A 25131-nucleotide genomic window follows, 5' to 3' on the forward strand; every position below is an offset into this window, starting at 1 on the left:
ACTCCGGGACAACGTAAAGCCGCAGCCAGAATAGCCGACGCGCAAAGAAGAACAAAGGCAAACCACCGCGCAAATGCTGGCTTAAATTCCCACTATTGCACCAGCAGCAACGTTTCGATCTTGCGCGATCAGGCTGCATGCACCCACAACATCCGCCAAGTGAGCTAGACATGTGGCCGTGCACATCGATGGAGCGGTGGCGGTGGTCACCGGAGCGGGCTCAGGCATCGGAAGGTCCATCGCGATGGCCCTGGCATCGGGCGGCGCGTCAGTGGTCGCCGGCGACATCAACGCGGAGTCAGCCGCTGACACCGCTGCGATGATCGGTGGCATCGGCGTGGCGGCGGATGCATCGACCCAGGACGGAATCGCCGCCCTGCTCGACGCCGCGCGCAAGACGTTCGGCCCAACCGACATCTACGTCGCCAATGCCGGGATCACCGGCGAACCCGGACTCGGCGACGACGAAGCCGCCTGGGACCGGATCATCGACATCAACCTGCGCGCCCACATCCGGGCGGCCAAGGCTGTCATGCCGGAGTGGGTTGAGCGGGGCAGCGGACACTTCGTCGTCACCGCGTCGGCCGCCGGTCTGCTCACCCAGCTCGGTGCCGGCCCCTACAGCGTGACCAAGCACGCTGCCGTCGGATTCGCCGAATGGTTGGCGATTCGGTATGGCGACAACGGGATTGGTGTCAGCTGTCTTTGCCCGATGGGTGTGGACACCCCATTGCTACGGGGTATGTCCTCCTCTCCGGAGGAGGAGATCCGGGTGGCCGGTTCCGCGGTCACCAGTGCGGGAGCCGTGATCAGCCCCGACACCGTCGCAGCCCTCGTCGTCCAGGCGATCGTCGACGGAACGTTCCTGGTGCTGCCGCACCCCGAGGTGCTGACCATGTACCGGCAGAAAGGCGCCGACTACGAGCGCTGGATCGCGGGCATGCGCCGCTACCAACGCAGCCTGCGATAGCGGCCCGGCGACGACGTTTCGAGCGCGCCGACGCCGGGTAAGAATCCGCCAGCGTCGTAGACAGCCGGCGTCGCACCGCGAGACGAAGGAAACCTGATGATTCCGTTCATCTGCCCGGCTTGCGGGCAACTCGACATCGACAGCCCCGACTGCGCATCGTGCGCTGACGCCGCCCACGACGCCGCCTGAATTTCAGGCGCGCGGGGCGATACCTGACTAGCGTGCCGCGAGCCACGGTTCGCGCGCGAAGACGTCTTCGACCATCGGCCGGAAGAACTCGAGCGGCCGATGGTCGAAGTGCGCGTCAAAACAGTTCTGGTCGTACTTCTCGCAGAATTCCACCGCGTCGTCGAACCAGGGGTGCCCGCGATACCGTTCCCGCGCATCACGGACGCCACCCATGTGCGGCGCGTAGTAGTACTGCTGAAATTCCGGGTGTACCCGGACGATCCAGGCCACCTGTTCCGAGACATACGGCGCGATGACCGCGGACGCGAACGCTCCGTGGGCATGGGGTGCATAGGTGTCGCCGATGTCGTGCAGCAAGGCAGCCACCACGTATTCGCCCGGGCGGCCGTCATCGAAGGCGCGGGTCGCCGATTGCAGGGAATGATCCAGCCGGCTGACCGGATACGCCTGCTGTCCTTCGGCGAGAGCTTCGACCAGGCCCAGCACCCGGTCGACCAGCCCGGCGTTGTTGGCCGCTTCCGCACGCTCGATGAGCGCATAGTCTTCTGCGGTGCCTTCGGCCATGGTTCGGTACGTGGCCCGGGTTGGCGCGCTCATCGTCGATTCCTCTCGGGACGGCTTGCGCTCAAACTAGCCGCGCCGTGTTTCGGCTACGTGACGCGACGATCGCGCGCGGGTGCCGTCACGGATGAAGGTTCCACTGGCCGACATCGGAGGCCAGCACATCGTTGACGTCGACTTCCAGGCCGCCGACCAGTGGTCCGGGGTTCGACGCAGTGCTCACGATCCGCTGGTAGAGAACGGCGGCGGGGTGCACCCGGTTGCCGGACCACGCCTTGGTCTGCCAGGCCCACACGCGGCCAGGCGTGCTCGAACGGCCGATGACGCCGTCCGCCAACGCCCACTGGCACACGTCGATACCGCCGTAAACTCCCGTGCGCTGAACCCCGAGAACCGAGTTGATTCCCCGGAACCATTGCAGTGCAACGCGATTCCATGTGTCGCGATTGATGTCCTCGTCGATGGTGAAGAAGACCGGCGCGCTCTGGCCGCCGCCGGCCGCGGTGTGCAACTGCCAGGCGGTGCGTGCGTCGGCGACACCGCCGGCATAGCCGCGCAGGAAATCCGACGGCGCTGTCCCGCCCGGCTTTCCGTACTGATAGTTGCTGACGATCACCAGGCCGGCGGCGGTCAGCGACTGGGCGTAGGGCAGCGTGATCGGCTTGGCGCCGAACGACGAACCCGGACGCGACGTCGAAACGTAGTTGACCACCCCGGAGTGGCCTGCGGCGCGGATGTGCTGCGCGGGGATCTGTTTGGCGGCGAAGTCGATCAATGTGGGGGCCGCTGCGGCGGCTTCGGGCGTGCCCCAACCCAGCGACGCGGCACCCAGCCCCGCCACGGCGCCCGCGAAGCGAAGCGCGTCACGCCGGGTGACCGGACGGCCTGGGGCCGGGGGCAAATCGTGCATCGCGCGATGTTAACGATGTGACTGCCGTGAACGGTGTTCCCACGCTGATTGTTGTTCGATTCAGCTCGAGATGAGCCTCGATCGTTACGTCACGGCCGCAGGATCGCGGCGGGAGAGACGGTTTCGACGTATGCGCGTGCCGCGGCCGCGAGTTCCTCATCCACGATGGCCAGCGCGTCTGCTTGCAGCTGAGTCAATGCGATGTATTCGGATCGGTAGGTGTCCGGCCAGTTCAGCGTCGCGGCGATCCGCCAGGCGCGGTCCTGCAAGGCTCGATCGCCGAGGAGGCGGATGCGAAGTCCACGGATATCGTCGAGAAGCCGCCTGCCGGCCCGTTCGTCGTACTCGCCACGCCGCACCGAGCCGTAGACGAGTGCAAGCGCCTGCGAGCGGAGCAGCGTGGGTGCGGTGAGACTGTGTCCCGGGGGAATGGTCCGCCCGCCGGCCGCAAGGTCGATGGCCACCTGTGCGTCGACGACGAAAACTGTCATGCGAACACCGTTGCACGGCGGTGCCCTATGCGCAGGAACAGCTCAACGGTTCATCGACGGACAACCGCCGTTGTTGGCCGGCCGTAGGCCGATCATGCTGGCCTGCAGGGTGCCGCTGGCATCCTTGGTGCCTCGCGCGGTGACGCACTTGCCTTGCGCGATCGCTTGGATGTCGGCGGCGGCGCGCTTGGTGTAGGTGGTGGTGTTGGACACGGTGACGGTGGTGGGTGTGTTGCTCCCCGCGACCGTCACGACGAGGGTGCCGCCGCTGATCGAAGCCACCGTGCCGCGTGTGCCACCACCATGACCCGCCGGTCCGCCGGGCGGGGTAGGCGCCGCGGAACCGGCCTGTTGTCGGGCGCCCGCGTAGCACTGGCCGTCTCTCGGTGCGCTGATCGATATCGCCGCCGCAGTCACCGACCCGTCCGGAGCCGGGCTGGTGCCGCGGGCCGGACGCACGGACACACAGCTGCCGACGGTGACGTCGGTGAGCGCGGCCGGGGTCACTTCGGAGACCTTCGTCGCCGAGGTGAAGCCGACGTTGGAGGCGACGTTCTTGTCGCTGACCGCGAGCGTGTCGCCGTTGACGGACGTGATCAGTCCCGACACGTGGTCCTTTTTGCTGCTGCCTTTCGCCGGTGCCGTCGCACTCGTCGAGCCCGCGGCCTGTGTCGAGGAATTCGCGGCGGTGGGCGAGGAGCCGCATGCCGCCAGAACGAGTGCGGTGAGGCCGATCAGGAGCGGTACCGCGGGGCGACGCCGCGGCAGTGTTACCGGAACGGTGAGAGTCATGAATCCACCGTCGGCTGCCGAACTTGGACTGCCCTTTACAGCCCGCATGAGGGAGCTGTGGGTTGCGGCTACCGCGGATAGCCTCGGCGCACGGCGCGCTCGAGGATGCCGAGCGTCGCGCGCAGTGCCGGCTCGCCGACGATCGGGAAGATCTTGGCGTCGCGCCAGTGCTGATCAATGTCGGACCAGTCGTAGAACGACGTGACCGTGGTACCGCCATCCGTGGGCTCCAGCCGGTAGCCGTACACGTGCCCGATATCCGGCTTCAGTTGGCCGAAGATCGTCCAGGCGATCAGCTTGTCCTGTTCGAACTGCGTGATCGACACGGTCACGTCGTATTTGCCCAACGGATAGTCGTTGAGCGATTCGCGGTCCATGTGCACCACGAAGCTGTCGCCGACCGCACCGACCGATGACCCGTCGGCGTCCTGCAGCATGCCGGTGGCGTCGATCGCGACGTGGCCTTGCGGATCGCAGAGCACCGCGAAGATGTCCGCGGCAGGCGCTGGGATCAGTCGTTGAACCTCGATGCGTTCGCTCACGGATGGATCCTGTCACGTGCGGGACGCGCACAGTAGTGGCCTGGTGTAGCCCGAACTGCGAACGGGCACTTGATGGACGTGGTGACGCCTGCCGAATGGTTCCTGACCCGCGACGAGCGCGGCAACCCCGCCACCGGCATCCCGGCGTGGTCGGAGGGCAACCGCGCCGAACCGCTGATTCACGGTGCCACATATTTCGAGCGACTCGCTGCCGAAGTGGAGACGCTGCAGGCGGGCGACTATGTCTTCTTCACCGACTGGCGTGGCGATCCCGACGAACTCATGCGCGACGGCGGACCGACGATCCGCGAACTGTTCTGTCAGGCCGCGCAGCGGGGCGTGGTGGTGAAGGGCTTGGTGTGGCGGTCGCATCTGGACAAGTTCCAGTACAGCGAGGAGGAGAACGAGCACCTGGGTGAGGCCATCGAGGCGGCGGGCGGCGAAGTGCTGCTGGACCAACGCGTGCGGGTGGGAGGATCGCATCACCAGAAACTGGTCGTGATCCGCCATCCCGAAGCGCCGCAACGCGATATCGCGTTCGCCGGTGGCATCGACCTGTGCCATTCCCGTCGCGATGACGAATCGCACCACGGCGACCAGCAGGCGGTGCAGATGGCCGAAGTCTATGGGAGCAGGCCACCATGGCACGACGTGCAGCTGCAGATCCGCGGTCCGGCAGTCGGTGTCCTCGACACCACATTTCGGGAACGCTGGAACGATCCGGCGCCGCTCGATGCGCTGTCGCCGGTCGCCTGGGTGATGGACAAGCTACGCGGAGCGGACCTCTCGCCGGGACGACTACCGGACCAGCCGCCGGACCCACCGGCGTGCGGACCACATGCCGTTCAGGTTCTGCGCACGTACCCGGACGCGCATTTCCGGTATGACTTCGCGCCCCGCGGGGAGCGCAGCATCGCGCGCGCGTACAGCAAGGTGGTACCCCGCGCCCACCGCTTGATCTACGTCGAGGACCAGTACCTGTGGTCGGCGCGGGTGGCCAGCTTGTTCGCGAAGGCACTGCGCGACAACCCGGACCTGCATCTGGTTGCGGTCATTCCGCGCCATCCCGATGTCGACGGCCGACTGGACCTGCCACCGAACCTGGTCGGCCGCTGGCAGGCGATTGCGACATGTCAGGCCGCGAGTCCTGAGCGTGTCCACATCTTCGATGTCGAGAATCATCGCGGCACACCGGTATACGTACACGCGAAAGTCTGCGTCATCGACGACATCTGGGCCTGCGTCGGTAGCGACAACCTCAATCGGCGGTCATGGACGCATGACAGCGAATTATCATGTGCAGTGCTGGATTCCGACGGAGTATTCGCTCGCGATCTGAGGCTACGACTCCTCCGTGAGCATCTGGATCGGCCGGCCGACGGCAGTCGGGACGGAGATCTGGTCGACCCGCTCACCGCGGTACGCGACATCAGCGCCGCGGCGGAGGCACTTGACGCGTGGTACTCGTCGGGTTGTCAGGGGGAGAGGCCACCGGGCCGCTTGCGGCCGCACAAGCCGGAGCGTCTCGGCTGGCGAACCCGCGTATGGGCAGAACCCCTGTACCGCGTGATCTATGACCCGGACGGACGCTCGTATCGCGACCGATTACGCGATCGGCTGTAGCCCACGTCAGGCAGTGGGCGGGATTTCGATCGGGTTTGCGCTCAACGGTTCGATGACGATCCCGGCACCCTTCAACACTTCGATGGACCGGATCAGCTCCATGACGCTTGTCACGTCGCCCTGAAGAACGGCATAGGCGGCGCGGTTGGATTGTCTGTAGAACTCTTTCATCGAGTCCACGCTGCGAAAGACCGGCATGAACATGACGCCCTCTCGCTGAAGGAAGAACAGCTTCTGCTTCCCATCAGTGGTGTCGCCAAACGGCGTGGAGTAGTAGATGTGGGCCTCGGTGGGGTCCGGATCGCTGCGCTCGGTCTTTCTGAACAAACCCATGACATCTCCTTCGCGGCGGTTCGTTCACCCTGCCAAATCGGCAGCGGCTCGCCCAGTCACCATGGACCGTGCCGCGTTCACGCGACGCTGCTGACGATCGCGATCACCAGCCCCAGGAGCGTCAGCACCCCGACCATCACGGTGGCGGCGATTGCCCGACCCCGTCGGTGCCGACGTACGTCGTAGATCGCGACCGCGATGCCGGCGAAGATCAACGCTGCGTAGGCCGCGAGCCCAACCGTCAACGCTGCCGTCGACGCGGCACTGGCCAGGATCACGGTGTGCACGCGGTGAAGCCTACTGCGCGACGCACAATTGATTTGCGGCGCAGTCGATTGCGAGGGCATCGTCGCGATCACGGCGGTAGCATCGCGAAACCCTCACTGACGATCGAATGTTGCCAGAGTCAGTCGTACCGTGTCGGCGATGGCGTCGTTGAAGGGTGGCGCATCGGGCTGGTCGTCGCGCGAGCGGGTGAGGACCGCCATGATGATCCGTTGTCCCCGGGGCCCGTACAGCAATCCGGCATCATTGGTGGAACCGTAACTCCCGGCGCCGGTCTTGTCGGCGCTGGTCCAGCCTGCGGGCAGACCTGCCCGGAAGCGCTTCGTCGAGGTGGCGTTCTGCCGCATCCAGCCCACCATCTGCTCGCGGGTGCGCTCGGTCAATACGCGGCCGGTCAGAACTTCTCGGTATCCCGTTGTAAGGGCACGCGGGGTCGTTGTGTCACGCGGATCCCCGGGCGCCGCGGAGTTCAGTCCGGTTTCCCAGCGGTCCAGCCGGCTTTGGTCGTCACCTACGCTGCGCGCGAAGGTGGTGATCTCCGGCGGCCCGCCGATGCATCGCAACAGAAGATTGCCGGCGGCGTTATCGGAGTTGATCAATGCCGCCGAGCACAACTCGTCAAGGCGCATCGAGCGGCCCACGTGGGCGCTGGTGACCGGTGAATTCTCGACGATGTCGGACGCTGCGATGGGTTGTGTTTCCGCCAGATCCCGTTGGCCGAGTTCGGCCAATTGCAACACCCGGGCCACGGCGTAGGTCTTGAAGGTCGAGCACATGGCGAATCGGGTATCCGCTCGGTGCTCGAGAGAGGCGCCGGAGTCGAGGTGGAGGGCGTACATGCCGACGCGGGCCGAATAGCGATCCTCAACCGGGGTGAGATCGAGGGAGTCGGTGTTGTGGGGGACGGCATTCGGGATGGCATTGCGGCACGCCGTCAGCGTGGCGACGGTCGCCAGGCCTGCGAGGGCCTGGCGCCGGGTCAGGTGTGCTCTCATAGCCGACACCGAAGCACGGCCGTCGGTGCCGCAGCCAAGTGTGGGGACCGGCGGCAACGATAGCGACCACGAATCAGTGCATGTAGAAGCGGCAATCTTGGCCAATGATCGGATACCTCCGCGATCCGATTTCACCGTCGTGATCGTGTTCAATGGGTAGGCGTGGACCTCATTCGGCACCTGCGGTACTTCGTGGCTGTTGCCGAGCACCGGCATTTCGGCCGGGCCGCCGCAAGTCTCGGCGTGACCCAGCCACCTGTCTCACAAGGTTTGCGCCGCTTGGAACGCCATCTCGGATTGCAACTGGTCGACCGAACCTCCGTCGGTGCGACCCTGACAGAGGCAGGGGCAGCACTATTGCCGCGCGCGCGGCTGATCGTTGACGACTCCACGCGTCTGCTCGCTGATGCCGCTCAGCTGTTCGGCGCCGCCGCGGGGCTGCGCTGGGGCGCGATCCCGGAACTCGACGACGAGATTCTGTCCCGCTGCACGGTTGCGTTGCGCGCAGCGATGACGCAGAGCGACGCTCCGCTCACGACCGTCACCAAGGGCACCACAGCGTTGCTCGACGATCTACGCCGTGGGATCCTCGACATCGCCGTGGTGGCGCACCCGTCAGTTCTCGCGGATCTGGAGGCCGGCCCGATCATTGCGGTAAACCGCAATGTCGTTGTGCCGGCAGCGCATCGCATCGCGAACACCAAGAGTCCGCGCGCCCAGATGTTGAGCGATCTGACATTGGCGACCACTCCACGAGAGGACAACCCTCCTGCCCACGACCTGCTGATGGATGGGCTGCGCCGGCACGGGCTTGACGCGTCTCTTCAGTCGGCATCCACCCACCGCGACGTGAGCGCCATGGTCGCGACAGGGACGTGCTTTGGGCTCGCAACACCGACCGCGACGGTCCACACCGGCACCAGCCATCTGCGAATGCTGGTGGAGGAGGTGGCATTACGAGTGCGGATAGTGACCGCACCCGGTCGTGACCTGGGCGATCTCGTCCACGCGTTGGATCGAGAACTGTTGCGGAACAGAGCATGAGAACCGTAGTTCGGGATATCAACGATCTCTTTGTAGATGCCGGATGCCAAGGCTGGCTTCGAGCGGAGGCGATCGGCCGGGCGGGCAACGTTGTGGATATCGGCGGCGACGAACCTGTGGTTGCCGCATCGGTGTACAAGCTGATCGTTCTTGTTGCGCTGGCGCGTGCCTTCGATTCTGGATTGGTCGATCCCCATGCCATGGTCCGGGTCGTACCGGCGGATTGCACGCCAGGGCCTACTGGGTTGAGTCTGTTCAGCGATCCGGTCACGCTGTCTTGGCTGGACCTGGCCCGCATGATGGTGGTGCTATCTGACAACGGCGCGGCGGACATCATTCTCGGCGCCCTCGGGCTGAATTCAATCGACGCCGTGATTGCCGACCTCGGGCTCGAATCGACGCGGGTCGTCGGCGGAACGGCGGCCTTACAGCGACAGATCATCCATGACGCCGGTGCCCTGACGCTCTCGGAAGCGGTCGGACTTTTGGCCAGCAACAACATCATTCACGATAGTGCCGCGTTCGATCCTGCGTACACGACCGCGACGAGCGCTGCGGACATCAATGCTGTGCTACGTGCGATCTGGACCGACGAGGCGGCCTCCCCGAGTAGCTGTCGCATGATGCGAACGCTGCTGGCGCAACAGATTTGGCCACACCGAATCCGTTCGGGCTTTCCGTTCGCCGATGTCATCGTGGCGGGCAAGACCGGAACCATCGGACCGATCCGAAACGAGGCAGCCGTTGTGGAGATCCCCGGGGAGGTGCCGATGGCGGTGTCGATTTTCACACGCGCAGCACGCTCGGATCTGTCGTTGCCCATCGTTGATGCAGCGATCGGGCGGGCCGCGTTCCTCGCCGTCACCGAGCTGCGTGCCTGGTCCCGTACCGAATGAGGGGACCGCGTGTCGGCCGGTGAATCCGTCGCGATCGAGTGGTCTGTGAAGCGATGCGATGTGGCCACAGATCCTGCTCATCGCGTGCGCTGGTCGAGGGGGAGTCTGGCAGTACCTGTATCACCAGGATCTCCTTGACGTGCAGCACACCGAATAGCTTGGTCGTGGCAAGCTGGCGATCGGAGGATCTGCCAGACCGTGCGGCCGGGGAGAAACACGACACGTGACAGACAGTCAATACGCAACGCATGCAGAACTTTTCGACCTGAGCGGTAAGCGCGGTCTGGTCACCGGGGGCACCAAGGGCATCGGGATGATGATCGCGCGGGGGCTTCTCCAAGCCGGCGCCAGCGTAGTGATCAGCTCACGCAGCCCCGATGGGTGCGCTCGAGCCCGGGACCAGCTGTCCGAATTCGGTGACGTGGTGGCGGTTCCTGCTGATCTGTCCCGGCACGAGGAGTGCGAGCGCCTGGCTCAGCTCGTTACGGCCGGCTCGGGGAATCTCGACATCCTGGTCAATAATGCGGGCGCTATGTGGGACGAGCCACTGGAGACGTTCCCGGTTGCTGCGTGGGATACAGTCATCGACCTCAATCTCAAATCGCCGTTCTGGCTGGTGCAGGCGCTGCTGCCGGCACTTCGCACCGCTGGGACCGCCGATGATCCCGCTCGAATCATCAATATCGGCAGCATCGCCGCGATCCACATCCCAGCACGGCCCAACTATTCGTACTCCAGCAGCAAGGCTGCTCTGCATCAACTCACCAGGGTGCTCGCCAAAGAACTCGGCCCGCAACACATCACGGTGAACGCTGTAGCACCGGGGCCGTTCCCGTCGACGATGATGGCGGACACTCTCGAGGAGCTCGGGGAGGCGATCGCGGCGTCGGCCCCGCTCGGACGGATCGGGCGCGACGACGACATGGCAGGTGTCGCTGTGTTCCTCGCCAGCCGGGCGGGCGCCTATCTGACGGGTGCTGTCGTCCCCGTCGACGGGGGGATCGCCACCACCGCCTGAGGCCGCCGGTCGTTTGCGTTGCTGCCTACGGTGGATGCATGGACGTCACGCTAGATCTGCGTACCGAGATTCGAGAGTTTCTCCGGTCTCGTCGTGCCCGCATCGCGCCTGAGATGGCCGGCCTACCCGCCTACGGTGGTAGACGCAGGGTCACGGGGTTACGCCGAGAGGAGGTGGCGCTGCTTGCCGGGGTCTCGGTCGAGTACTACGTGCGTATCGAGCGCGGCAGCCTGGCCGGCACGTCAGACGGTGTACTCGACGCTCTGGCCACGGCCCTACAACTCGACGCCGCAGAGCGCGATCACCTGTTCCATCTGGCCCGGCAGTCCGGGGCGCCCGCCCGCCGACAGCACCGTGAACCTCCAGTGACAGTGCGGCCGGCACTGCAGGAGGTGCTCGATGCCATGACCGGTGCGCCGGCCTTGATCAGAAATGGCCGACACGATGTGCTCGCCATCAATCGACTTGGGCGCGCGCTGTATTCACCGGTGTTGGCCGACCCACGACGGCCGGCCAACACGATCCGGTTCGTGTATCTCCATCCCGCGGAGGCTGAGATGTTCTTTGTCGACTACGACCAGGCAACCCGAAATGCGGCAGCGGTGTTGCGCATGGAAGTGGGCCGTAATCCCCACGACCGGGATCTCATGGCCTTGGTAGGCGAATTATCATCGCGCAGTGGGCTGTTCCGGCAACAGTGGGCATCTCAGGACGTGCGGCTGCACGGGCACGGGACCAAGCAGGTAAGACATCCGGTGGTCGGCCTGCTCGACCTCAACTTCGAGTCCATGGATCTTCCGACCGATCCCGGCCTGCAGTTGAATGTCTACACCCCGAATCCGGGAGGGCCCACCGCCGGCAAACTGGCCCATCTGGCGGCGTGGGCGAGCGCTCAGGGTGAGCCGGACCCGAGCACCGCGTCGACGGCCGTGTAAAGCGTCTCGGTTTCGGACTGCAGAACTGATTCCCCGGACGGCAACGCGCGTTGCACCGATAGGCCGTTGAGGACGGTGAGCACGAACTGCACCTTCTTCGCGAAATCTTTTCGGGGGAGCGCTCCTTCGTCGGCCAGCACGCCCAGCCAGTACTCGACACGACCTGCGGACGCACGTTCGTGGGCGAGATACGCCGTGCGGATTTTGTCGTTGGGTTCGGGTGCGATGAAGCTCTGATACGCAGCGCCCCAAGCCTTTCGGGCTTCGTCACCAACCCCGGCCGCTGCCAGGACCTGGCGCAGGCAGTCCACCAACCGGTCCCGCGCCGGCCGAGCGGAATCGCGGATCGGATCGTCGGGGATGAAGTGCTGATAGATCCTGGTCAGCACTTCATCCTGGAGGGCGCGCTGGGTCGGAAAGTGGAATCGCAGCGACCCTGTACTCACACCGGCGCGCGATGCGACCGCACGGACACTGAGGGTGGTGGTCACGTCCTCGCCGATCATCTCGGCAGCCGCTTGGAGAATGCGTTCTCTGGTGTGCATGGGGGGAGCCTTCCTTCGGCGGAGATCCCGTGCGGATCACTGTATAGCACACTGTGTTAGCGTTGGACTAACACGGTGTACTAGCGCAGAGCGAAAGGACCGTATGACCATCCGACACTGGCGCCCGGTGCGCCTCATCGCCGACAACGCCGGGGTCTACCGGGTGGCGAACGTGGCTGTCTACGGCGTGCTGTTGGTCGGTTTCGGGCTCGGGCTGGCCTTCCCGCAACTCAGCGAGGCGCAGCACAAGAGGTTGGCGGATGACGGGACGGCCGATCTCGTCCAGTCACTGATCGCCGATCCCTGGCTGTTCGCCCTGACGATTCTCGCGGTCAACACAGTCCGCATGGGAGTGCTGACCATCGTTGCGCCGTCGATGATCGTTCCGTTCGCCGGCATCGCATTGTTCGGGTACTGGGCGTTGACGACGGGGATGACGCTGGTCCCGGCGGCCGAGATCGGTTGGGTGGCTCTGATACCGCACACGCTGACGGTGATCGTCGAGTTGCAGGCCTACCTACTGCTGCTGTTGGGTGTGTATCTGCTCGGCAGGGGTTGGGTCAGTCCGCGGACCGTCGGCGCCGACAACCGCCGCCGGGGTTACCTTCGCGGACTGCAGGACCTCGGCTGGCTAGTTTTGCCGGCCCTGGGTCTGCTCATCGTCGGTGCGGTGTACGAGGCCTTCTCGTTGCGTTATTTCGTTCACCCCCTGGCTGATTGGCTCTTGTAGCACGGTCTCGTCGAACAGATCCAGCACCGCACGCCATGCTCGTGCCGCGTGCAGAGGGTGATACTCGACGCCCGGCACGGTGACCATGGTGTGGGTGGTACCCCCGGTCAACGAGCCGTCGGGCTGTCTCGGAGCTGCCCAGAAAGCGTGCTTGGCGCCGCCGTATACGTTCACCCGCCAGTCAACGCCGGCGGTCTGGAGCGCACTGGTGAACGCGAGCAGCTGGCCGGGGGTGCAGAGTGGGTCTTCGGAGCCGGTACACAGCAGGAACGCGCCGCACACGCCGACCCAGTCGTCGGCGCGGGCAGCAGGCAAGCCTGGATGGATCGCAGCGAGCGCTGTGAACGGCACACCAGTGCGGGCGAGCTCCAGCAGGATCCGCCCGCCCGCGCCGTAGCCCAGCGCTGCCAGCCGATCCGTGTCAACACCGGGCACCGCGAGCAGAACGTCCAGCGCCGCCCGTCAGATGGAATTCATCCGGTCGGGATCAGCCATCAAGGGCATGACCCGAGCCAGCATCGCGTCCGGGTCACCGAAATACGTTCGGCCGGCGTGATAATCCATCGCAAGAGCTATGAAGCCGTGCCTGGCGAGGTCATCGGCACGGCTGCGCTGGTAGGCATCGAGACCGATTCCGTCATGTCCGATGAGCACTGCCGGCCAGGGGCCTTCGCCGTCGGGCAGCGACAGCTGGGCGACCATCGTCGACCCGTCGGCGTCGTAGGTGACTTCGCGCGTGACGACCATGTGATCACACTAGGCAACGCCCCACTTGGTGAGTAACGCGTTTCGCACTCGGCGAACCGGCCGTAGTGCGCTCACGGTCGACGAGTATCGAGTCAAACACTCTGCAATCCAAAGAATTTGGATACGGTGCCGCACCACATCGAACGATCTGATCACGGCGGCGCGCACGATGAGAGTCGTGGAAACATCATTGGCAAACACGGTCGCCCTGGTTACCGGGGCCAGCAGCGGCATCGGCGAGGCGACGGCGCTCGCGTCACTCGCGACCGCCGCGTCGCGGTGAACGAGATCCTGGTGCGCTCGGCTGAGCAGACGTGGTAGCCCGTGATCGGCGAAACCTTCTGCCCTGTCAGAAGTTCGGGCCGCCGATGTGTAGTGCGGCGCCTGTGGGGATCACGGCGAAGATGGTGATCACACACAGGAAGATCCATACGTGCCGCCGGGTTGTCGGTTGATCTATCTCAGGCCTGGAGGTGGTGTACAGAACGCAGATCAGGACGACATTGAAAGTGATCAGGACCCACCAGCGCGTCCAGTCGACGGCAGTGATGAACAACGGCACCATCGCGGCGAGCCCCAGGATCGGCGCAGTCAGCTTGCCACGGACTTCACTGAGAAGCGCCGAGACGGCAACCCCTGAACAGGACTGCGTCGCCCATAGGCTCACTACGAAGTACAGCACCCCGACAACGAACGAGGCGAGAAGCGGCCCGGCGCCGAAGGTACCTACTTTGTGGAGCCCGTCAGTCACCCGGGCATCGACCATGGAGCGTTCGAAATTACACACCCAGGAATGGAAGTCGGTTTTCATCACCGGTCGACCGACCAGGTACGCCATGGGGTCAGATGGAAATGGCCGCTCGATCTGTTTGTGGGGGAGTTGCTCACACAGCCGCGTCCCCACGTCGTTGCGGGAGAACGCAGCAATGGCCGCTATTGCGCCGAGCCCAGGCCCCACCGCCGCGATCGCGCATAGTCGCCGCCGCCCGGGTTCCAAGTGTCCGGGCAACACCGATATCGCCAGCGCCGCGCCCAGCGCAACCTCGAGCGGGATTCCTTCGTGTATGAGCGCGAGTACGGCAATCGTCAGTCCGTAGACGATGCTGGCTATGAGCAGTGAGCGATTCGACTGGAGCCTGGTCAACGCGATCCCCAGCACGACCAAGGCTGACATCGCGTACAGCTCAGGTCTTGGCGTGTACACGGCGTAGGAGAGTGCGAACGGCAAAACGGGCAACAGGAGGGCCAACATCACCCTTCGCGGTGTCTGCTCACCGCTGGACAGGATCAGCCATACCAAACCCCCGAGCGCGGCCAACCAGACCACGGCGGGTGCCCACATCATCGTGTACGCAGCGGGGAAGTAGTCGGCATCGGGCAGCATCCGGATGATTTCGCCGCCGAGCCCTCGACGCACGAATCCGAACGCGTAGTTGGGCACGTAGTAGGTCATCCAATAAACCGCCGTCGGATACACGGCGAGGCTGACGAACAAATGGCAGCATGCCGCCACCACAACCAGTCCGACCGCAGCCCACACCAACACCTTGGGGTGCTTGTCGACGACGGCGGTGTCGCTCGCACCAGGCGCCCCGCCGCCCATGACATCCCTCCCCGAATGAAACTCTCGCCGCACTCCACACGCGCCGATAGGTTTCAAAGGTCCGTCAGAACTACGCCTGACAACCACGAACACCACAGATGCACAGCGCATCTGGCGGAAACTCACAGCGGACCTGCATAGGAATCCCGGGGCGTTGACCAAGTCGCGGCGCGAATCGTATCGTCGCCGTCATGTGGGGGATCGTGTCCCTGTTGGGCTTGTCCGTGGCAGCCGACCCGTTGCGGATCGGGATCGCGATGCTGCTGACATCGGGACCACGGCCCCTGGTCAACCTGGTCTCATTCTGGCTCGGATCCCTGGCAGCGGGAATTGCTCTGGCCATCGGCGCGTTCGTGTTGTGTCCGGAACTTGTGTCGGACGCTCTTCGCATCATGGTTGCGTGGATCGCCGACCTCACCGGCGGTCACGCCAAGCTCATCGTCGGAACCATCGTGCTGTGTGTTGCCGCGGCGTCCGCGATGCGCTTGGCACGACGACCGGTGGTGAGGCCGACCCAAGACCTCAAGACATCCAGCGGGATTGCCTCGCGTGCTCGAGAGCTGTTGCAGAACGGGCGTCCATGGGTTTCGTTCACTGCCGGACTCTCTCAGGGGCCGGCGCCCGTCGAGTACCTCGCGGCGATATCCGTCATCCATGCGTCCGGTACGGCGATCGGAACACAGCTGGGAGCTTCCGTTGCTTTCACCCTTGCGATGTTGGCAGCAGTCGAGGTCCTACTTGTCAGCTTTGTCGTGAAGCCCGCACAGACTCGATCGATACTTGCCGACGTAGGGCGCTGCTTACAGCGCTACCGCCAGCACGTCATGACCGTTGTCGCAGGGGTGCTGGGGATCGTCATGGTGGTCGGCAGCTGGCCTGTTTCCCTATGAATGGTCAAAGACCGAGGTCGGACAGGCTCGGGTGATCTGCCGGCCGTGGCGAGTTGCGGTCCCAGAAGAACTTTCGCTCGCTTTCATCGATCTGTAGATCGTTGATGCTGGCGTGTCGATGCGTCATCAGGCCATACTCATCGTATAGCCAGTTCTCGTTGCCGTAGGCGCGGAACCATTGCCCCGAATCGTCGTGGTACTCGTAGGCGAACCGGACCGCAATGCGGTTGTCGCTGTGCGCCCACAGCTCTTTGATGAGTCGGTATTCATGTTCGCGGTCCCACTTGCCGCTCAAGAAGTCCACGATCTGGGCACGGCCTGTCACGAACACGGAGCGGTTACGCCAGACGCTGTCGATGGAGTAGCCCTGGGCTACGACCTGTGGATCGCAAGTGTTCCAAGCGTTTTCAGCGAGCCGCGCCTTCAGCGCAGCGGATTCATCAGTGAACGGTGGAACTGGGGGCTTGACTGTGGCTACGGGGGTCGTGGTCATGGTTGTCTCTCACTTTCATGGGTTGATCAATCTATGTAGAACGCCCTGTCTACATACGAAGAACCGTAACCCATGTAGACAGACTTGTCTACATGAATGAGTGACTGTGTGGACAGATCTGTCTACACTGTGAGGATGAGCATCTCCGAGACCCTTGATCCGAAGACGGATGTTCGGGCCCTGCCGGCTCGGGAGCGGATACTGACTACCGCGTACCGACTTTTCTACCGCGAGGGAATTCGAGCCACCGGTATCGACAAGGTGATAGCCGAGGCGGGCGTCACCAAGGTGACGTTTTATCGGCACTTTCCGAGCAAGGACGCACTGATCCTCGCGTATCTGGAATTGCGACATCAGCGTTGGATGGACTGGTTTGTCGATTCCCTGGATCGCCACGCCCGTAATCGGCGCCGGCCCCCGGTGGTATCCGCGGTCGAGGAGTGGCTGACGGCGGACTCGTTCCGTGGGTGCGCCTTCATCAATGGCGTCAACGAGATCGGCGACGACCTGCCCGAGGTTCATGCCATCACGGCTCGGCACAAGGCGGACATGGTCGCGGCGATCAAGGAGACGCTTCCGCCGGGTGCGAACCGAACCCGGACGGCGCAGGCGCTCGGAATGGCACTCGATGGCGCCGTCGTGCAGGCGCAGTATCAGCGCAACGCGACGTCGGCAGTGAAAGCGTTGGCGACGATCGCGACAGCGCTTCTGCAGAGTACGTAACAACCACGCGGGTCTGTCCGGTCTCAATAATGTTGTCATCGGCGAACTTCTTGGGCATTGCGGTCCTTGGCGCTGATCGCGGACGTTCGCCACATCGCCGTTCGATCATGTCGAGTGAACCCCATCGGACCGTGGCAGTATTTGGGCGTGCGGCAGTCCACGGTGCGCGTGTCCCAACTTGGAGAGGAGTGGCGATGCCGATTCCGAAGACGGTGGCCCGGTTGAATCGAGTGGGCCTCAATAAGGTCACCCAACATATTGCGCCCTGGGCACCTGGGTTTGGGCTGGTGATTCACCAGGGGCGCCGCTCTGGGCAAAGCTATACAACCCCTGTCAATGTCTTTCGGACGCCAACCGGGGTACGCATCGCCCTCACCTACGGCGCCGATAGCCAGTGGGTGAAGAATGTCGTCGCGGCACAGGGTTGTACGTTGCGAACCCAGGGCCACACGCTGACCTTGTCCGAGCCGAGGATCGTCCACGACCCAGAGCGCACGAGCATCAGACCACTCGAGCGACGGGTACTGGGCATGTTGGCGGTTGACGACTTCCTCGACCTGACCGAGCACCACGAATCAGCCGGATAACGCCGTGTTGATTGAAAGCGCCCTGGGGTCCGTCGGGTTGCTGACTGGCTGGTGAAGGAGGGCATGGCCCCGGATTGCTTACTGGTTACCCTGCATATTCGATTCCTGCATATTCGACCTCAAGCGACTGATCGATCTCGACGATGACCTGCTGGCCGCCGCGCAGAAGGAGCTCAAGACGTCCGGTGTATCGGACACCGTGCGCATCGCGTTGCAGCAGGCAGCAGCCTCGTCTGCTCGTGCACGCCAGATCGCTTGGCTGCAAGCCGGCGGCCTGGGGGAGATGGCGGACCCCGATCAACGTGGTGACGTGTGGCGCTGATCGCTCGGCATCTCATCGATACCAGCGCGGATGAACTGCTTAGCTCGACGCCGAGGCGCTCTATTGCGCTCGCAGCCCTAAAGACTACGAACAACTCCGGTCAGACCGCCGTCTGGCCTATGAGTACCTGCCAACCGATGACGAGCACTGGCAGACGGCGCTCGGCGCGCAACGGCAGCTCGCCAGCACGGGTCGCCACCGCTGTTGACGACGGTCGAAAACCAGGCCAGATGCGACGGTGAAAAGTAGGCCACGTGGTCGTGGTTATTGTGCCGTGTTGTCGGCTCTGGCGGAGGGCAGAGTGTCGATTCCGGTGTCCTTGAGCCGGTAGCTGGAGCCTTTGAGGGTCAGGACGTCGGCGTGGTGCACGATCCGGTCGATCATCGCGGCGGCCACCACTTGATCGCCGAACACGTCGCCCCAGCGGGCGAAGGGCAGGTTGGAGGTCAGGATCAGCGAGGCGTGTTCGTAGCGGCTGGAGACCAGTTGAAAGAACAGGTTGGCGGCGTCCTGCTCGAAGGGGATGTATCCGACCTCGTCGACGACGAGCAAGCCGATGCGCCGCAGCTTGACCAGCTCGGCCGGCAGGCGCCCTGCGTTGTGCGCGGCTTTGAGGCGGGCTACCCAGTCCACCGCGGTGGCGAACGCGATGCGATGCCCGGCTTGGGCGGCCTTGACCGCCAATCCGATGGCGAGGTGGGTTTTGCCTGTGCCGGGTGGACCGAGCAGAACCACGTTGGATGCTTTGGCCAGGAACGCCCCTGTGCCCAGGTGGGCGATCATGTCCCGGTTCAGCGCCGGTTGGTGATCGAAGTTGAAGTCCTCCAACGACTTGCGGGTCGGAAAACCGGCGGAACGTATTCGGGTCGCGGCACCTGAGGCCTCGCGGGCCGCGACCTCCCGGGAGAGCACCGCCGCCAGATACTCTTCGTGCGTCCAGCCGGCGTCGCGGGCTTGCTCGGCCAGTCGGGCGGCGGAGTCGCGGATGCGTGGCGCTTTGAGGGCTTGGGCGTAGTGCAGGACGGCCTTGAGGGGATCCTCGACCATGATTAGGCCACCTCACCATCGGAAGTGACTGTGCCCGTGCTGAAGTCGACACCGAATGCGCGGTCGTAGTCGGCCAGATCGCGCAGTAGATGAGCACCCGCCTGCGGCGCCGGCCCGGCATGAAACTGCTGGCGCAGCGTTGCGGCAGCCTGAACGTGGGCCGGGTCGGTGAGGGTCTGTCGCGCCGCCCAGCAGCGTTCGTGTGCCGCCAGCAGGCGCCCTGCCCGGCTCACGGTCACTTGGGTCAGGGTGGTGGTCACGTCAACGAGTTGGCCGATCGCAGCCGGATCCACGGAGTAGTCGTTGCCCGCCACCCGCACGTAATAGTCACGTCCCAGCCGCACCGAGGCCACCGTTTCGGTGACCGGCGGTACCGGTGGCAACCTCAGCATCTGCGCGCGGTCGGCATCGAGGAAGTCGATGGGGCGGCCATCGAGGACTCGCACCCGGCGACTGTTCGCGACCGGAAGCCATTGCTGTAGTTGATCATTGAAGTCTTGTGGTGAGGTGAAGCTGCGGCCGGGCAGAAACGACGTCTCCAGATACCGGTTGGCTCGCTCGACCATCCCCTTGGATTCGGGGTCATAGGGTCTGAGTTGCACCAGCCGAGCACCCAGCGTGCCCACCAGGGCGGTGACCGGATCGGTCAACCGGCCCCGGCGTCCGATCCCAGCCTCGTTGTCCCACCACAGCTCACGCGGAACCGCGGCGAAGCTGCCCGAGAGCAGCTGCCACATCCCAGCCACCAGATCCATGGTCTGGCGTGAGGGCAGCATCACCGCGGCGATGAACCGGGAGAACGCGGCGACCATGACCAACACCGGCAGGATCGACTCCTGGCCGAACCCGACCGCAATCTTGGGTGCGGGGAACCACAGGTCGCACTGGATCACCCGCCCCGGCGGATGCTCGAGCCGGTCGACCGGATCAGCGGGCAGGTACTCCGGGCGGATCGCCCGGACCCGCTCCCGGAACCAGGAGATCGAGCCGGTCCAGCCGACCCGCTCGGCAATCACCGTCGCCGGCAGCTGCGGATACGCCGTCAACAGGGCCCGAATCCGTGGCTCCACCTCGTTGATCGCCGACGGTACCGCTGCCCGCTCGTACTTCGGCGGCCCGTCGCTGGCCAGCGCGCTGGCCACCGTGTCTCGCGCGATGCCGAGCTGTCGTGCGATGGCTCGCTGCGACAAACCCTCGCTGCGGTGAAGATGCCGGATCAAGGCCCAGTCTTCCAAGGAGATCACCCATCCAATCTGATTGGGTGGCCTACTTTTCAACCGTCGCTACTGGCCGGAACTTCAACCGTCGTCAACAACCGCGCCGTCGGCATGGCCGACCTCCTGATCGCGACCATCGCAGAGGCCCATGTTGTGACGCTGATTCACTATGACGCCGACTTTGAGATCGCCGCAGAGGTACCGCCGTCCGGCATCAATGGGTTCTGAAACGGGGGACCATCTAGCGGTTCGAAGTGTCAAAATCATTGGGCGGCAATGCAATATGCCATGGGTTACTGATAACCCTGCAATTCGATCCCCCCGGTTCTCGCGTGCGCAACGTTGAACTCTTGGTACTCTGCTTTGACGTCTCACCGGTGATACACTTCGTACGTGGATGCAGTCACGGTGCGCGAATTGCGCAACAGTGGAGGAGACGTTCTGCGCCGTGTCGAGCATGGCGAGCGCATCGTCATTACTCGGGACGGGACACCTGTTGCTGAGCTACGGCCGTTGCCTCGTTCGAGCGCAGGACCTGCGGAACTGATTCGTCGTCGCAAGAATCTTCCGCCGGTGGACCCGGATGCCCTCCGGCGCGATATCGACAATCTCATCGACCCGTCGCTGTGACGCAAACCCAGAGCCGGGGGATGCTGGATACCTCGACGGTGATCCTTTTGGGTCAGCTGTCTGACCCAGCCGAGCTTCCCGATGAATCGGTGATCAGCGCGATCACACTGGCTGAGCTGTCCGTAGGTCCACACGTCGCCAACGACGATGCTGAGCGCGGTGCTCGGCAGCAGCACCTGCAGCAGGCCGAGGCGGATTTCGACGTCCTGCCGTTCGACGGAGATTGCGCACGGGCATTTGGAGCCGTAGCGGCTGCGCTGCGCGCGGCGGGTCGCAAGCCGGCTGCGCGCGCCCACGACGCGCTTATTGCGGCCAGTGCAATCGCACATGGGGTACCGCTGTACACGTGCAACCCCGCCGACTTCACGGGGATCCCGCGACTGGAACTACGGTCAGTTACTCATCCAAAGAAGATGAACTTCACTGGATATCGGTGTTATCAAGAAGTGTCGAATTCACCCGCGCCTGTGCCTTGTGAGCCTCAAGTCGAGGTCGGCAACTGAAGCGTCGTCGGCTGCGTTGAGGTGTCGCTAGCGTTGCCGTGCCGGCTCGACCATGTCACTAGTTGGTTTGGATTGGTCCGGTGCTAATCGTGAGGATGATTTCATCGCTGAAGGGTGCCGTTGTTCCCTCGGGTGGTTTCGTGGCAACAACACAGTCGGGCGGCACTGTGCTTGAAACGACGTGAGCGCGTCTGGTGTGGGTGAATCCTGCCTGCTGAAGGATGTGTTCGGCTGTGTCGCTTGGCATCCTTCGCACGTTCGGTATCTGGCCGTGGCTTACCGGGTGTGCCGAGCATCCCGCGAGGACCAAGAGTCCCAAGATCAGTAATGTGGCCGATCGTGTCCGCGGATGTCTCCGCTGCTTCTTGTGGCGCATGCGATCTATTTATTCGTGTGCGCGTGTTGCGCGTCAACGCGTTGAGCGCCGGACATTCAGTTGGTTCGAAGATGTGACCTTGGGCGGTTGATGGCGGGGTAGGTGGCCATGGGTACTGCGGCGCGGGCGGCGTGGATGTTCATGACTTGGGTGGAGTAGCCGAGTAGGTCAGCCAGTGAGGCTGCGTCGATTTCTTTGGCGAGGTCATGCAGTGCTGCGTTGCGTGCGGCCGTGATGTCGATCCCCAGACTGCGCAATCGGTGCATGAGTGATTGCTCCGATATATGTTGTCCTGCAGTGTATCCCGGAAACAACCAAGGGGAGCGGTGGTTCATCGTTCGGCTGTTGGCCCGCTGTTCGAGGTGCTGGTGAAATAGGGGGAGTAGCGCCGGTGGGATGGGGGCGGGCACTGCGCCGAGGGCGATGGTGGTCCGTGTGGGAGTTGTGACCACGTCGTCGATGGTGAGGCGGCAGATGTGGTCGAGGGGCGTGCCGAAGAGCATCAGCAGGAGCGCGGCGATTCGGGTGGAGAGGAGGACGTGGTCAGCTTCGATGACGTGTTTGATGAGGTCGAGGTGCTGTCGTGTGGAGGCTAGTGGGGCGGTGCGGGCCACGCGGTAGCGGGTTTTGAACGGTGGTGCGATGCCGGCGCGGGCGCGCCACTGGATGAAGTTGCGGATGGCGGTGCGGGTCGTCGTGCCGTCGCTGAGGTAGGTGTCGAGCTGGCCTTGGGTGAGGTCATCGATGGTGGTGTCGTATTCGGCGAGCAGCCAGGTGAGGAACTTGGCGGCTTCGGTGATTTCTTGTTTGGCGCAACGGGTGGCGTTGTCCATGTTGCGTGTCGGGTCGTTGTTGTCGCGCAGGCGCCGCAGATGATGCCATCGGGCGAATTGTTCGATGGGGGTCGCGATCGTGGGGGTGTCGCGCAGCGTCTGTAGCCGTTGGTCGAGCCACCGTTCGAACCGGGCGAGGTATCGGTCGCCGCGGTCGGGCATCATGCGGTGCGCGATCAGCATTTCGCGTAGGTGCTCGAGTGCCTTCGATGGGGGCATCGCGTCGAAGGCGTCGTGACTCAATGGCAGTTGGCGGGTGCCGATCAGGTTGAGCAGTTCGGCGGTGGCCGGTTGGCGCATCCAGGTGATGATGCTTTCTGGGCGGGGGACTGCGGCGAGTTCGACGATGAGTCGTTTGAGGCGCATGTCGGGTGGCTGGTGCGGGGCGAGGATCTGTTCGAGGTCGGTGGTGACGATGCAGCGGGCGCAGTGTCCGCCGCGCAGCCGCTCGGCTTCGCGGCCGCAGTTGTCGCAGTCGAGGTTGGTGGTGATGCCGGCGCAGTTGCGGCATAGTGCTGCGCCGGTGGCTGTTTGGCCGGGCACGAGTCGCTCGGTGCCGCAGAATGAGCACAGGCCGTAGGTGCGGGCGGCGGTGGTGAAGCACGGTCCGCAGATGGCGCCCTCTGGCCAGTGCACCCGGATCTTGGGTACGAGGTGGTGGCATCGACTGCATTCGATGTCGCCGATGGTGCGGGGGCGTCCGCGGCGGCGGGGTTCAGTCATCGGTGATGATGCGGGCCTTCACCGGCCGGTAGGCGTTGAGCAGGGGAACGTCGCTGGGGGCGTTGACGGCCTTGGTGCGGGATTGGCGGGTGTCGGTGGCGGTGTAGGTGATCAGGTCGCCGGCCTCGATGCCGAAGATGTCACAGAGGGCGACGAGGACCTTGAACGAGATCCGGTCGGGTTCTTGGCCGACGATGCGGTAGATCTGCGATTCGGAGAGCGTGATGCCGCGTTCGCGTAGCGGCGCGACGAGGTCGCGGCTGTTCTTCATCCCGGCGCGGGCCATGAATTCCCTGACCCGCCAGTGGTATTGAATCTCTCGCCTCATCGGGACTCCCGTCGTCTGCTCTCACTCAGGTCGGCCTTGCTGCGGGTCAGCGTTGCGCTGAGGACCCGCTCCAACTCGCGGGCCCGGTAATCGGGGGCGGCCAGGGTGTAAATGGAGGTCGTGGCGGCGTGCTCGTGGCCCAGCTGCAGCTGCACGAAACTCACGTCGTAGCCGTACGCGGTCTGCAGATTGGTCGCATACGAGCGGCGAAACGAATGCAGGTCCAGACCTGCGGGAAACCCAAGCTCGTCGATAAGGTCCCGCATCCGCTGCCAGAGGTTGCGTTCGGGCACCAGCCCACCCTTCTCGGTGGGGAACAGGTCGGTGACTGGCTGGCCATAGCGGGGAAGTCCACGCTCGACCCAATCCGCGACCGCCTCTGCAGCCCAGTCGAAGACGGTCAACACGGTGCGCTGCTTGGGCGGCGAGTTGCGCATCGCCTTGCCGTGCCGTATCCGCACCAGACCCCAGTCGCCGAAGAACGGCGCTCGGGCGTTACGGGAGAAGTCGACGAGCTGCAGGTGCCGGACCTCGTTGCGGCGAAGGCCCCAGCCGTAGAGGGTCTTGAACGCCACCGCATCCCGCCACGCCGCCAACGCGCCCTTGCGCCCGGCGTGCAGGATCCGTTCGGGCTCCAGATCTGCCAGGTCGAAGAACTGTTGGAGCTCATCGAGGGTGAAGGGCCGCTTCACCGCCCGCGAGTCATCGACCTGCACGTGTTTGGCCCGGTTGAACTCGGTGATCACCTGACTGAACACCGTGCCAAACAGCCGACCGCAGTGCTCATTCCAGTCGTAGGCAGGATTGGTGGCGTAATCCAGGAACAGTTTCACGTCGGTCTGATAGGCCCGCACCGTGCTATGGGCTCGGTTGAGCACACCGCGCAGATGACCGAAGAAGTCATCAGCATCGGCGGGAGTCCACTGCCAGGGGAATGCGCCCACGAAGTCGGCCATCCGCAGCACCTGAGCATTGCGTCGACGGATCGTCTCGGTGGAGGTGCCCTGAGCCAGCTGCGCACGCCGCCAACCGGTCAGCACATCCTCCAGGAACGCCTCAGGATCCGGACCCGACGCACCCGCCGGCAAGTACACCAGCCGACCCATCGCATCGTCCATCCTGGACCTCCCAATTGAATGCATATTCTGCACTCAGGATGCAGATCATGCAGAGAAACGATGCAGAAACCCAGCTCACGCCAGCGGATCGTCGCCCTGACCACCAGCCGGGGCGCGTCCAAGCCTGCCTAC

At 64.3% G+C, this 25131-nt stretch carries 30 protein-coding genes and 1 pseudogene; 13 read left to right on the plus strand and 18 right to left on the minus strand.

Annotation, left to right across the window (positions count from 1 at the left end; translation table 11 throughout):
• Nucleotides 1-178 precede the first annotated feature (178 nt).
• Nucleotides 179-970, plus strand: coding sequence for an SDR family oxidoreductase (locus BST42_RS13875; RefSeq protein WP_083119720.1), 792 nt, complete (start codon nucleotides 179-181; stop codon nucleotides 968-970).
• 216 nt (nucleotides 971-1186) lie between these two features.
• Here BST42_RS13875 and BST42_RS13880 read toward each other — a convergent pair whose 3' ends face one another.
• The 5 genes from BST42_RS13880 to BST42_RS13900 all read right to left on the minus strand — a co-directional run bounded on the left by BST42_RS13880 (nucleotide 1187) and on the right by BST42_RS13900 (nucleotide 4455).
• The gene (locus BST42_RS13880) at nucleotides 1187-1756 is read right to left on the minus strand and encodes an HD domain-containing protein (RefSeq protein WP_083119376.1); all 570 of its coding nucleotides are present in this window, start codon (nucleotides 1754-1756) and stop codon (nucleotides 1187-1189) included.
• Between the two features lie 85 nt (nucleotides 1757-1841).
• Nucleotides 1842-2630, minus strand: a complete 789-nt coding sequence (locus tag BST42_RS13885) for a DUF1906 domain-containing protein (RefSeq protein ID WP_083119378.1) — start codon at nucleotides 2628-2630, stop codon at nucleotides 1842-1844.
• Between the two features lie 89 nt (nucleotides 2631-2719).
• Nucleotides 2720-3121, minus strand: a complete 402-nt coding sequence (locus BST42_RS13890; RefSeq protein ID WP_083119380.1) for a type II toxin-antitoxin system VapC family toxin — start codon at nucleotides 3119-3121, stop codon at nucleotides 2720-2722.
• A gap of 42 nt (nucleotides 3122-3163) precedes the next feature.
• Entirely contained in the window at nucleotides 3164-3913 is a 750-nt protein-coding gene (locus tag BST42_RS13895; protein WP_083119381.1) for a DUF5666 domain-containing protein, read from the minus strand.
• A gap of 68 nt (nucleotides 3914-3981) precedes the next feature.
• Nucleotides 3982-4455, minus strand: coding sequence for an SRPBCC family protein (locus BST42_RS13900; protein ID WP_083119385.1), 474 nt, complete (start codon nucleotides 4453-4455; stop codon nucleotides 3982-3984).
• A 72-nt stretch (nucleotides 4456-4527) separates the two neighbouring features.
• On the opposite strand from BST42_RS13900, the gene BST42_RS13905 reads away from it, so the two are divergent.
• Nucleotides 4528-6078 carry a phospholipase D family protein gene (locus tag BST42_RS13905; RefSeq protein WP_083119389.1) on the plus strand — a complete coding sequence of 517 codons (1551 nt, stop codon included), beginning with the start codon at nucleotides 4528-4530 and terminating at the stop codon, nucleotides 6076-6078.
• A gap of 6 nt (nucleotides 6079-6084) precedes the next feature.
• Here the strand turns inward: BST42_RS13905 and BST42_RS13910 are convergent, their stop codons facing one another.
• From BST42_RS13910 to bla, 3 genes are all read right to left on the minus strand, one after another.
• Nucleotides 6085-6411 (minus strand): hypothetical protein, encoded by a 327-nt coding sequence (locus BST42_RS13910; protein ID WP_083119392.1) that lies wholly within the window; start codon nucleotides 6409-6411, stop codon nucleotides 6085-6087.
• 77 nt (nucleotides 6412-6488) lie between these two features.
• The gene (locus BST42_RS13915; protein WP_083119721.1) at nucleotides 6489-6698 is read right to left on the minus strand and encodes a hypothetical protein; all 210 of its coding nucleotides are present in this window, start codon (nucleotides 6696-6698) and stop codon (nucleotides 6489-6491) included.
• A gap of 93 nt (nucleotides 6699-6791) precedes the next feature.
• Nucleotides 6792-7691, minus strand: coding sequence for a class A beta-lactamase (bla, locus tag BST42_RS13920; RefSeq protein ID WP_083119406.1), 900 nt, complete (start codon nucleotides 7689-7691; stop codon nucleotides 6792-6794).
• Between the two features lie 162 nt (nucleotides 7692-7853).
• On the opposite strand from bla, the gene BST42_RS13925 reads away from it, so the two are divergent.
• From BST42_RS13925 to BST42_RS13940, 4 genes are all read left to right on the plus strand, one after another.
• Nucleotides 7854-8735: a LysR family transcriptional regulator gene (locus BST42_RS13925; protein WP_083119409.1), complete on the plus strand. Its 882-nt coding sequence runs from the start codon at nucleotides 7854-7856 to the stop codon at nucleotides 8733-8735.
• Nucleotides 8732-9631: a serine hydrolase gene (locus BST42_RS13930; RefSeq protein ID WP_083119411.1), complete on the plus strand. Its 900-nt coding sequence runs from the start codon at nucleotides 8732-8734 to the stop codon at nucleotides 9629-9631. Before BST42_RS13925 ends, BST42_RS13930 begins: the two co-directional genes overlap by 4 nt.
• 223 nt (nucleotides 9632-9854) lie before the next feature.
• Nucleotides 9855-10649, plus strand: coding sequence for an SDR family oxidoreductase (locus tag BST42_RS13935; RefSeq protein WP_083119414.1), 795 nt, complete (start codon nucleotides 9855-9857; stop codon nucleotides 10647-10649).
• Nucleotides 10650-10687: 38 nt separating this feature from the next.
• Nucleotides 10688-11584 (plus strand): helix-turn-helix transcriptional regulator, encoded by an 897-nt coding sequence (locus tag BST42_RS13940; protein ID WP_083119417.1) that lies wholly within the window; start codon nucleotides 10688-10690, stop codon nucleotides 11582-11584.
• Here BST42_RS13940 and BST42_RS13945 read toward each other — a convergent pair.
• The gene (locus BST42_RS13945) at nucleotides 11542-12129 is read right to left on the minus strand and encodes a TetR/AcrR family transcriptional regulator (RefSeq protein WP_083119419.1); all 588 of its coding nucleotides are present in this window, start codon (nucleotides 12127-12129) and stop codon (nucleotides 11542-11544) included. The genes BST42_RS13940 and BST42_RS13945 overlap by 43 nt on opposite strands.
• A gap of 103 nt (nucleotides 12130-12232) precedes the next feature.
• On the opposite strand from BST42_RS13945, the gene BST42_RS13950 reads away from it, so the two are divergent.
• Entirely contained in the window at nucleotides 12233-12859 is a 627-nt protein-coding gene (locus BST42_RS13950; protein ID WP_083119421.1) for a hypothetical protein, read from the plus strand.
• On the opposite strand, the pseudogene BST42_RS13955 reads toward BST42_RS13950, so the two are convergent.
• A pseudogene (locus tag BST42_RS13955) lies at nucleotides 12761-13606 on the minus strand (dienelactone hydrolase family protein). The gene BST42_RS13950 and the pseudogene BST42_RS13955 overlap by 99 nt on opposite strands.
• Nucleotides 13607-13955: 349 nt before the next feature.
• The gene (locus tag BST42_RS13960; protein WP_083119423.1) at nucleotides 13956-15209 is read right to left on the minus strand and encodes an Rv1490 family membrane protein; all 1254 of its coding nucleotides are present in this window, start codon (nucleotides 15207-15209) and stop codon (nucleotides 13956-13958) included.
• Between the two features lie 191 nt (nucleotides 15210-15400).
• On the opposite strand from BST42_RS13960, the gene BST42_RS13965 reads away from it, so the two are divergent.
• Complete coding sequence (locus BST42_RS13965) at nucleotides 15401-16099, plus strand: GAP family protein (protein WP_083119426.1); 699 nt, start codon at nucleotides 15401-15403, stop codon at nucleotides 16097-16099.
• A 4-nt stretch (nucleotides 16100-16103) separates the two neighbouring features.
• Here the strand turns inward: BST42_RS13965 and BST42_RS13970 are convergent, their stop codons facing one another.
• Nucleotides 16104-16592 (minus strand): nuclear transport factor 2 family protein, encoded by a 489-nt coding sequence (locus BST42_RS13970; RefSeq protein ID WP_083119429.1) that lies wholly within the window; start codon nucleotides 16590-16592, stop codon nucleotides 16104-16106.
• Nucleotides 16593-16727: 135 nt separating this feature from the next.
• On the opposite strand from BST42_RS13970, the gene BST42_RS13975 reads away from it, so the two are divergent.
• Both BST42_RS13975 and BST42_RS13980 read left to right on the plus strand, forming a co-directional pair.
• Nucleotides 16728-17315: a TetR/AcrR family transcriptional regulator gene (locus BST42_RS13975; RefSeq protein ID WP_083119431.1), complete on the plus strand. Its 588-nt coding sequence runs from the start codon at nucleotides 16728-16730 to the stop codon at nucleotides 17313-17315.
• Nucleotides 17316-17509: 194 nt separating this feature from the next.
• Entirely contained in the window at nucleotides 17510-17902 is a 393-nt protein-coding gene (locus BST42_RS13980; protein WP_083119724.1) for a nitroreductase family deazaflavin-dependent oxidoreductase, read from the plus strand.
• A gap of 586 nt (nucleotides 17903-18488) precedes the next feature.
• On the opposite strand, the gene istB is transcribed toward BST42_RS13980, so the two are convergent.
• Nucleotides 18489-19271: an IS21-like element helper ATPase IstB gene (gene istB / locus BST42_RS13995; RefSeq protein ID WP_083119436.1), complete on the minus strand. Its 783-nt coding sequence runs from the start codon at nucleotides 19269-19271 to the stop codon at nucleotides 18489-18491.
• A gap of 2 nt (nucleotides 19272-19273) precedes the next feature.
• Nucleotides 19274-20515, minus strand: coding sequence for an IS21 family transposase (gene istA, locus BST42_RS14000; RefSeq protein WP_083119439.1), 1242 nt, complete (start codon nucleotides 20513-20515; stop codon nucleotides 19274-19276).
• On the opposite strand from istA, the gene BST42_RS29900 reads away from it, so the two are divergent.
• The 3 genes from BST42_RS29900 to BST42_RS14015 all read left to right on the plus strand — a co-directional run bounded on the left by BST42_RS29900 (nucleotide 20474) and on the right by BST42_RS14015 (nucleotide 21621).
• The gene (locus tag BST42_RS29900; protein ID WP_110918593.1) at nucleotides 20474-20716 is read left to right on the plus strand and encodes a PIN domain-containing protein; all 243 of its coding nucleotides are present in this window, start codon (nucleotides 20474-20476) and stop codon (nucleotides 20714-20716) included. The genes istA and BST42_RS29900 overlap by 42 nt on opposite strands.
• 165 nt (nucleotides 20717-20881) lie before the next feature.
• The gene (locus BST42_RS14010) at nucleotides 20882-21118 is read left to right on the plus strand and encodes a type II toxin-antitoxin system Phd/YefM family antitoxin (protein ID WP_173839648.1); all 237 of its coding nucleotides are present in this window, start codon (nucleotides 20882-20884) and stop codon (nucleotides 21116-21118) included.
• Nucleotides 21115-21621, plus strand: coding sequence for a type II toxin-antitoxin system VapC family toxin (locus BST42_RS14015; protein WP_237159415.1), 507 nt, complete (start codon nucleotides 21115-21117; stop codon nucleotides 21619-21621). The genes BST42_RS14010 and BST42_RS14015 overlap by 4 nt, the downstream gene beginning before the upstream one ends.
• 58 nt (nucleotides 21622-21679) lie before the next feature.
• Here BST42_RS14015 and BST42_RS30445 read toward each other — a convergent pair whose 3' ends face one another.
• Genes BST42_RS30445 through BST42_RS14035 form a run of 4 tightly spaced genes read right to left on the minus strand, consistent with a single transcriptional unit; the run spans nucleotide 21680 to nucleotide 24999 of the window.
• A complete protein-coding gene (locus BST42_RS30445; protein ID WP_081479066.1) occupies nucleotides 21680-21997 on the minus strand; it encodes a PASTA domain-containing protein in 318 nt (105 codons plus the stop codon).
• A 56-nt stretch (nucleotides 21998-22053) separates the two neighbouring features.
• Nucleotides 22054-23553: a site-specific integrase gene (locus BST42_RS14025; protein ID WP_005144200.1), complete on the minus strand. Its 1500-nt coding sequence runs from the start codon at nucleotides 23551-23553 to the stop codon at nucleotides 22054-22056.
• Nucleotides 23546-23881, minus strand: a complete 336-nt coding sequence (locus BST42_RS14030) for a helix-turn-helix domain-containing protein (protein ID WP_005144202.1) — start codon at nucleotides 23879-23881, stop codon at nucleotides 23546-23548. The genes BST42_RS14025 and BST42_RS14030 overlap by 8 nt, the downstream gene beginning before the upstream one ends.
• Complete coding sequence (locus tag BST42_RS14035; protein WP_005144203.1) at nucleotides 23878-24999, minus strand: tyrosine-type recombinase/integrase; 1122 nt, start codon at nucleotides 24997-24999, stop codon at nucleotides 23878-23880. The genes BST42_RS14030 and BST42_RS14035 overlap by 4 nt, the downstream gene beginning before the upstream one ends.
• Between the last annotated feature and the right edge of the window lie 132 nt (nucleotides 25000-25131).

This window comes from Mycolicibacterium rhodesiae, from assembly GCF_002086695.1.
Taxonomy (GTDB): domain Bacteria; phylum Actinomycetota; class Actinomycetes; order Mycobacteriales; family Mycobacteriaceae; genus Mycobacterium; species Mycobacterium rhodesiae.

Excerpts from the sequence above, each read along its gene's own strand:
- BST42_RS13880 (WP_083119376.1), bottom strand. The coding sequence starts at position 1,756 with ATGAGCGCGCCAACCCGGGCCACGTACCGAACCATGGCCGAAGGCACC.
- BST42_RS13885 (WP_083119378.1), bottom strand. The coding sequence starts at position 2,630 with ATGCACGATTTGCCCCCGGCCCCAGGCCGTCCGGTCACCCGGCGTGAC.
- BST42_RS13890 (WP_083119380.1), bottom strand. The coding sequence starts at position 3,121 with ATGACAGTTTTCGTCGTCGACGCACAGGTGGCCATCGACCTTGCGGCC.
- BST42_RS13895 (WP_083119381.1), bottom strand. The coding sequence starts at position 3,913 with ATGACTCTCACCGTTCCGGTAACACTGCCGCGGCGTCGCCCCGCGGTA.
- BST42_RS13905 (WP_083119389.1), top strand. The coding sequence starts at position 4,528 with ATGGACGTGGTGACGCCTGCCGAATGGTTCCTGACCCGCGACGAGCGC.
- BST42_RS13910 (WP_083119392.1), bottom strand. The coding sequence starts at position 6,411 with ATGGGTTTGTTCAGAAAGACCGAGCGCAGCGATCCGGACCCCACCGAG.
- bla (WP_083119406.1), bottom strand. The coding sequence starts at position 7,691 with ATGAGAGCACACCTGACCCGGCGCCAGGCCCTCGCAGGCCTGGCGACC.
- BST42_RS13930 (WP_083119411.1), top strand. The coding sequence starts at position 8,732 with ATGAGAACCGTAGTTCGGGATATCAACGATCTCTTTGTAGATGCCGGA.
- BST42_RS13940 (WP_083119417.1), top strand. The coding sequence starts at position 10,688 with ATGGACGTCACGCTAGATCTGCGTACCGAGATTCGAGAGTTTCTCCGG.
- BST42_RS13945 (WP_083119419.1), bottom strand. The coding sequence starts at position 12,129 with ATGCACACCAGAGAACGCATTCTCCAAGCGGCTGCCGAGATGATCGGC.
- BST42_RS13950 (WP_083119421.1), top strand. The coding sequence starts at position 12,233 with ATGACCATCCGACACTGGCGCCCGGTGCGCCTCATCGCCGACAACGCC.
- BST42_RS13960 (WP_083119423.1), bottom strand. The coding sequence starts at position 15,209 with ATGGGCGGCGGGGCGCCTGGTGCGAGCGACACCGCCGTCGTCGACAAG.
- BST42_RS13965 (WP_083119426.1), top strand. The coding sequence starts at position 15,401 with ATGTGGGGGATCGTGTCCCTGTTGGGCTTGTCCGTGGCAGCCGACCCG.
- BST42_RS13970 (WP_083119429.1), bottom strand. The coding sequence starts at position 16,592 with ATGACCACGACCCCCGTAGCCACAGTCAAGCCCCCAGTTCCACCGTTC.
- BST42_RS13975 (WP_083119431.1), top strand. The coding sequence starts at position 16,728 with ATGAGCATCTCCGAGACCCTTGATCCGAAGACGGATGTTCGGGCCCTG.
- BST42_RS13980 (WP_083119724.1), top strand. The coding sequence starts at position 17,510 with ATGCCGATTCCGAAGACGGTGGCCCGGTTGAATCGAGTGGGCCTCAAT.
- istB (WP_083119436.1), bottom strand. The coding sequence starts at position 19,271 with ATGGTCGAGGATCCCCTCAAGGCCGTCCTGCACTACGCCCAAGCCCTC.
- BST42_RS30445 (WP_081479066.1), bottom strand. The coding sequence starts at position 21,997 with ATGCGCCACAAGAAGCAGCGGAGACATCCGCGGACACGATCGGCCACA.
- BST42_RS14025 (WP_005144200.1), bottom strand. The coding sequence starts at position 23,553 with ATGACTGAACCCCGCCGCCGCGGACGCCCCCGCACCATCGGCGACATC.
- BST42_RS14030 (WP_005144202.1), bottom strand. The coding sequence starts at position 23,881 with ATGAGGCGAGAGATTCAATACCACTGGCGGGTCAGGGAATTCATGGCC.
- BST42_RS14035 (WP_005144203.1), bottom strand. The coding sequence starts at position 24,999 with ATGGACGATGCGATGGGTCGGCTGGTGTACTTGCCGGCGGGTGCGTCG.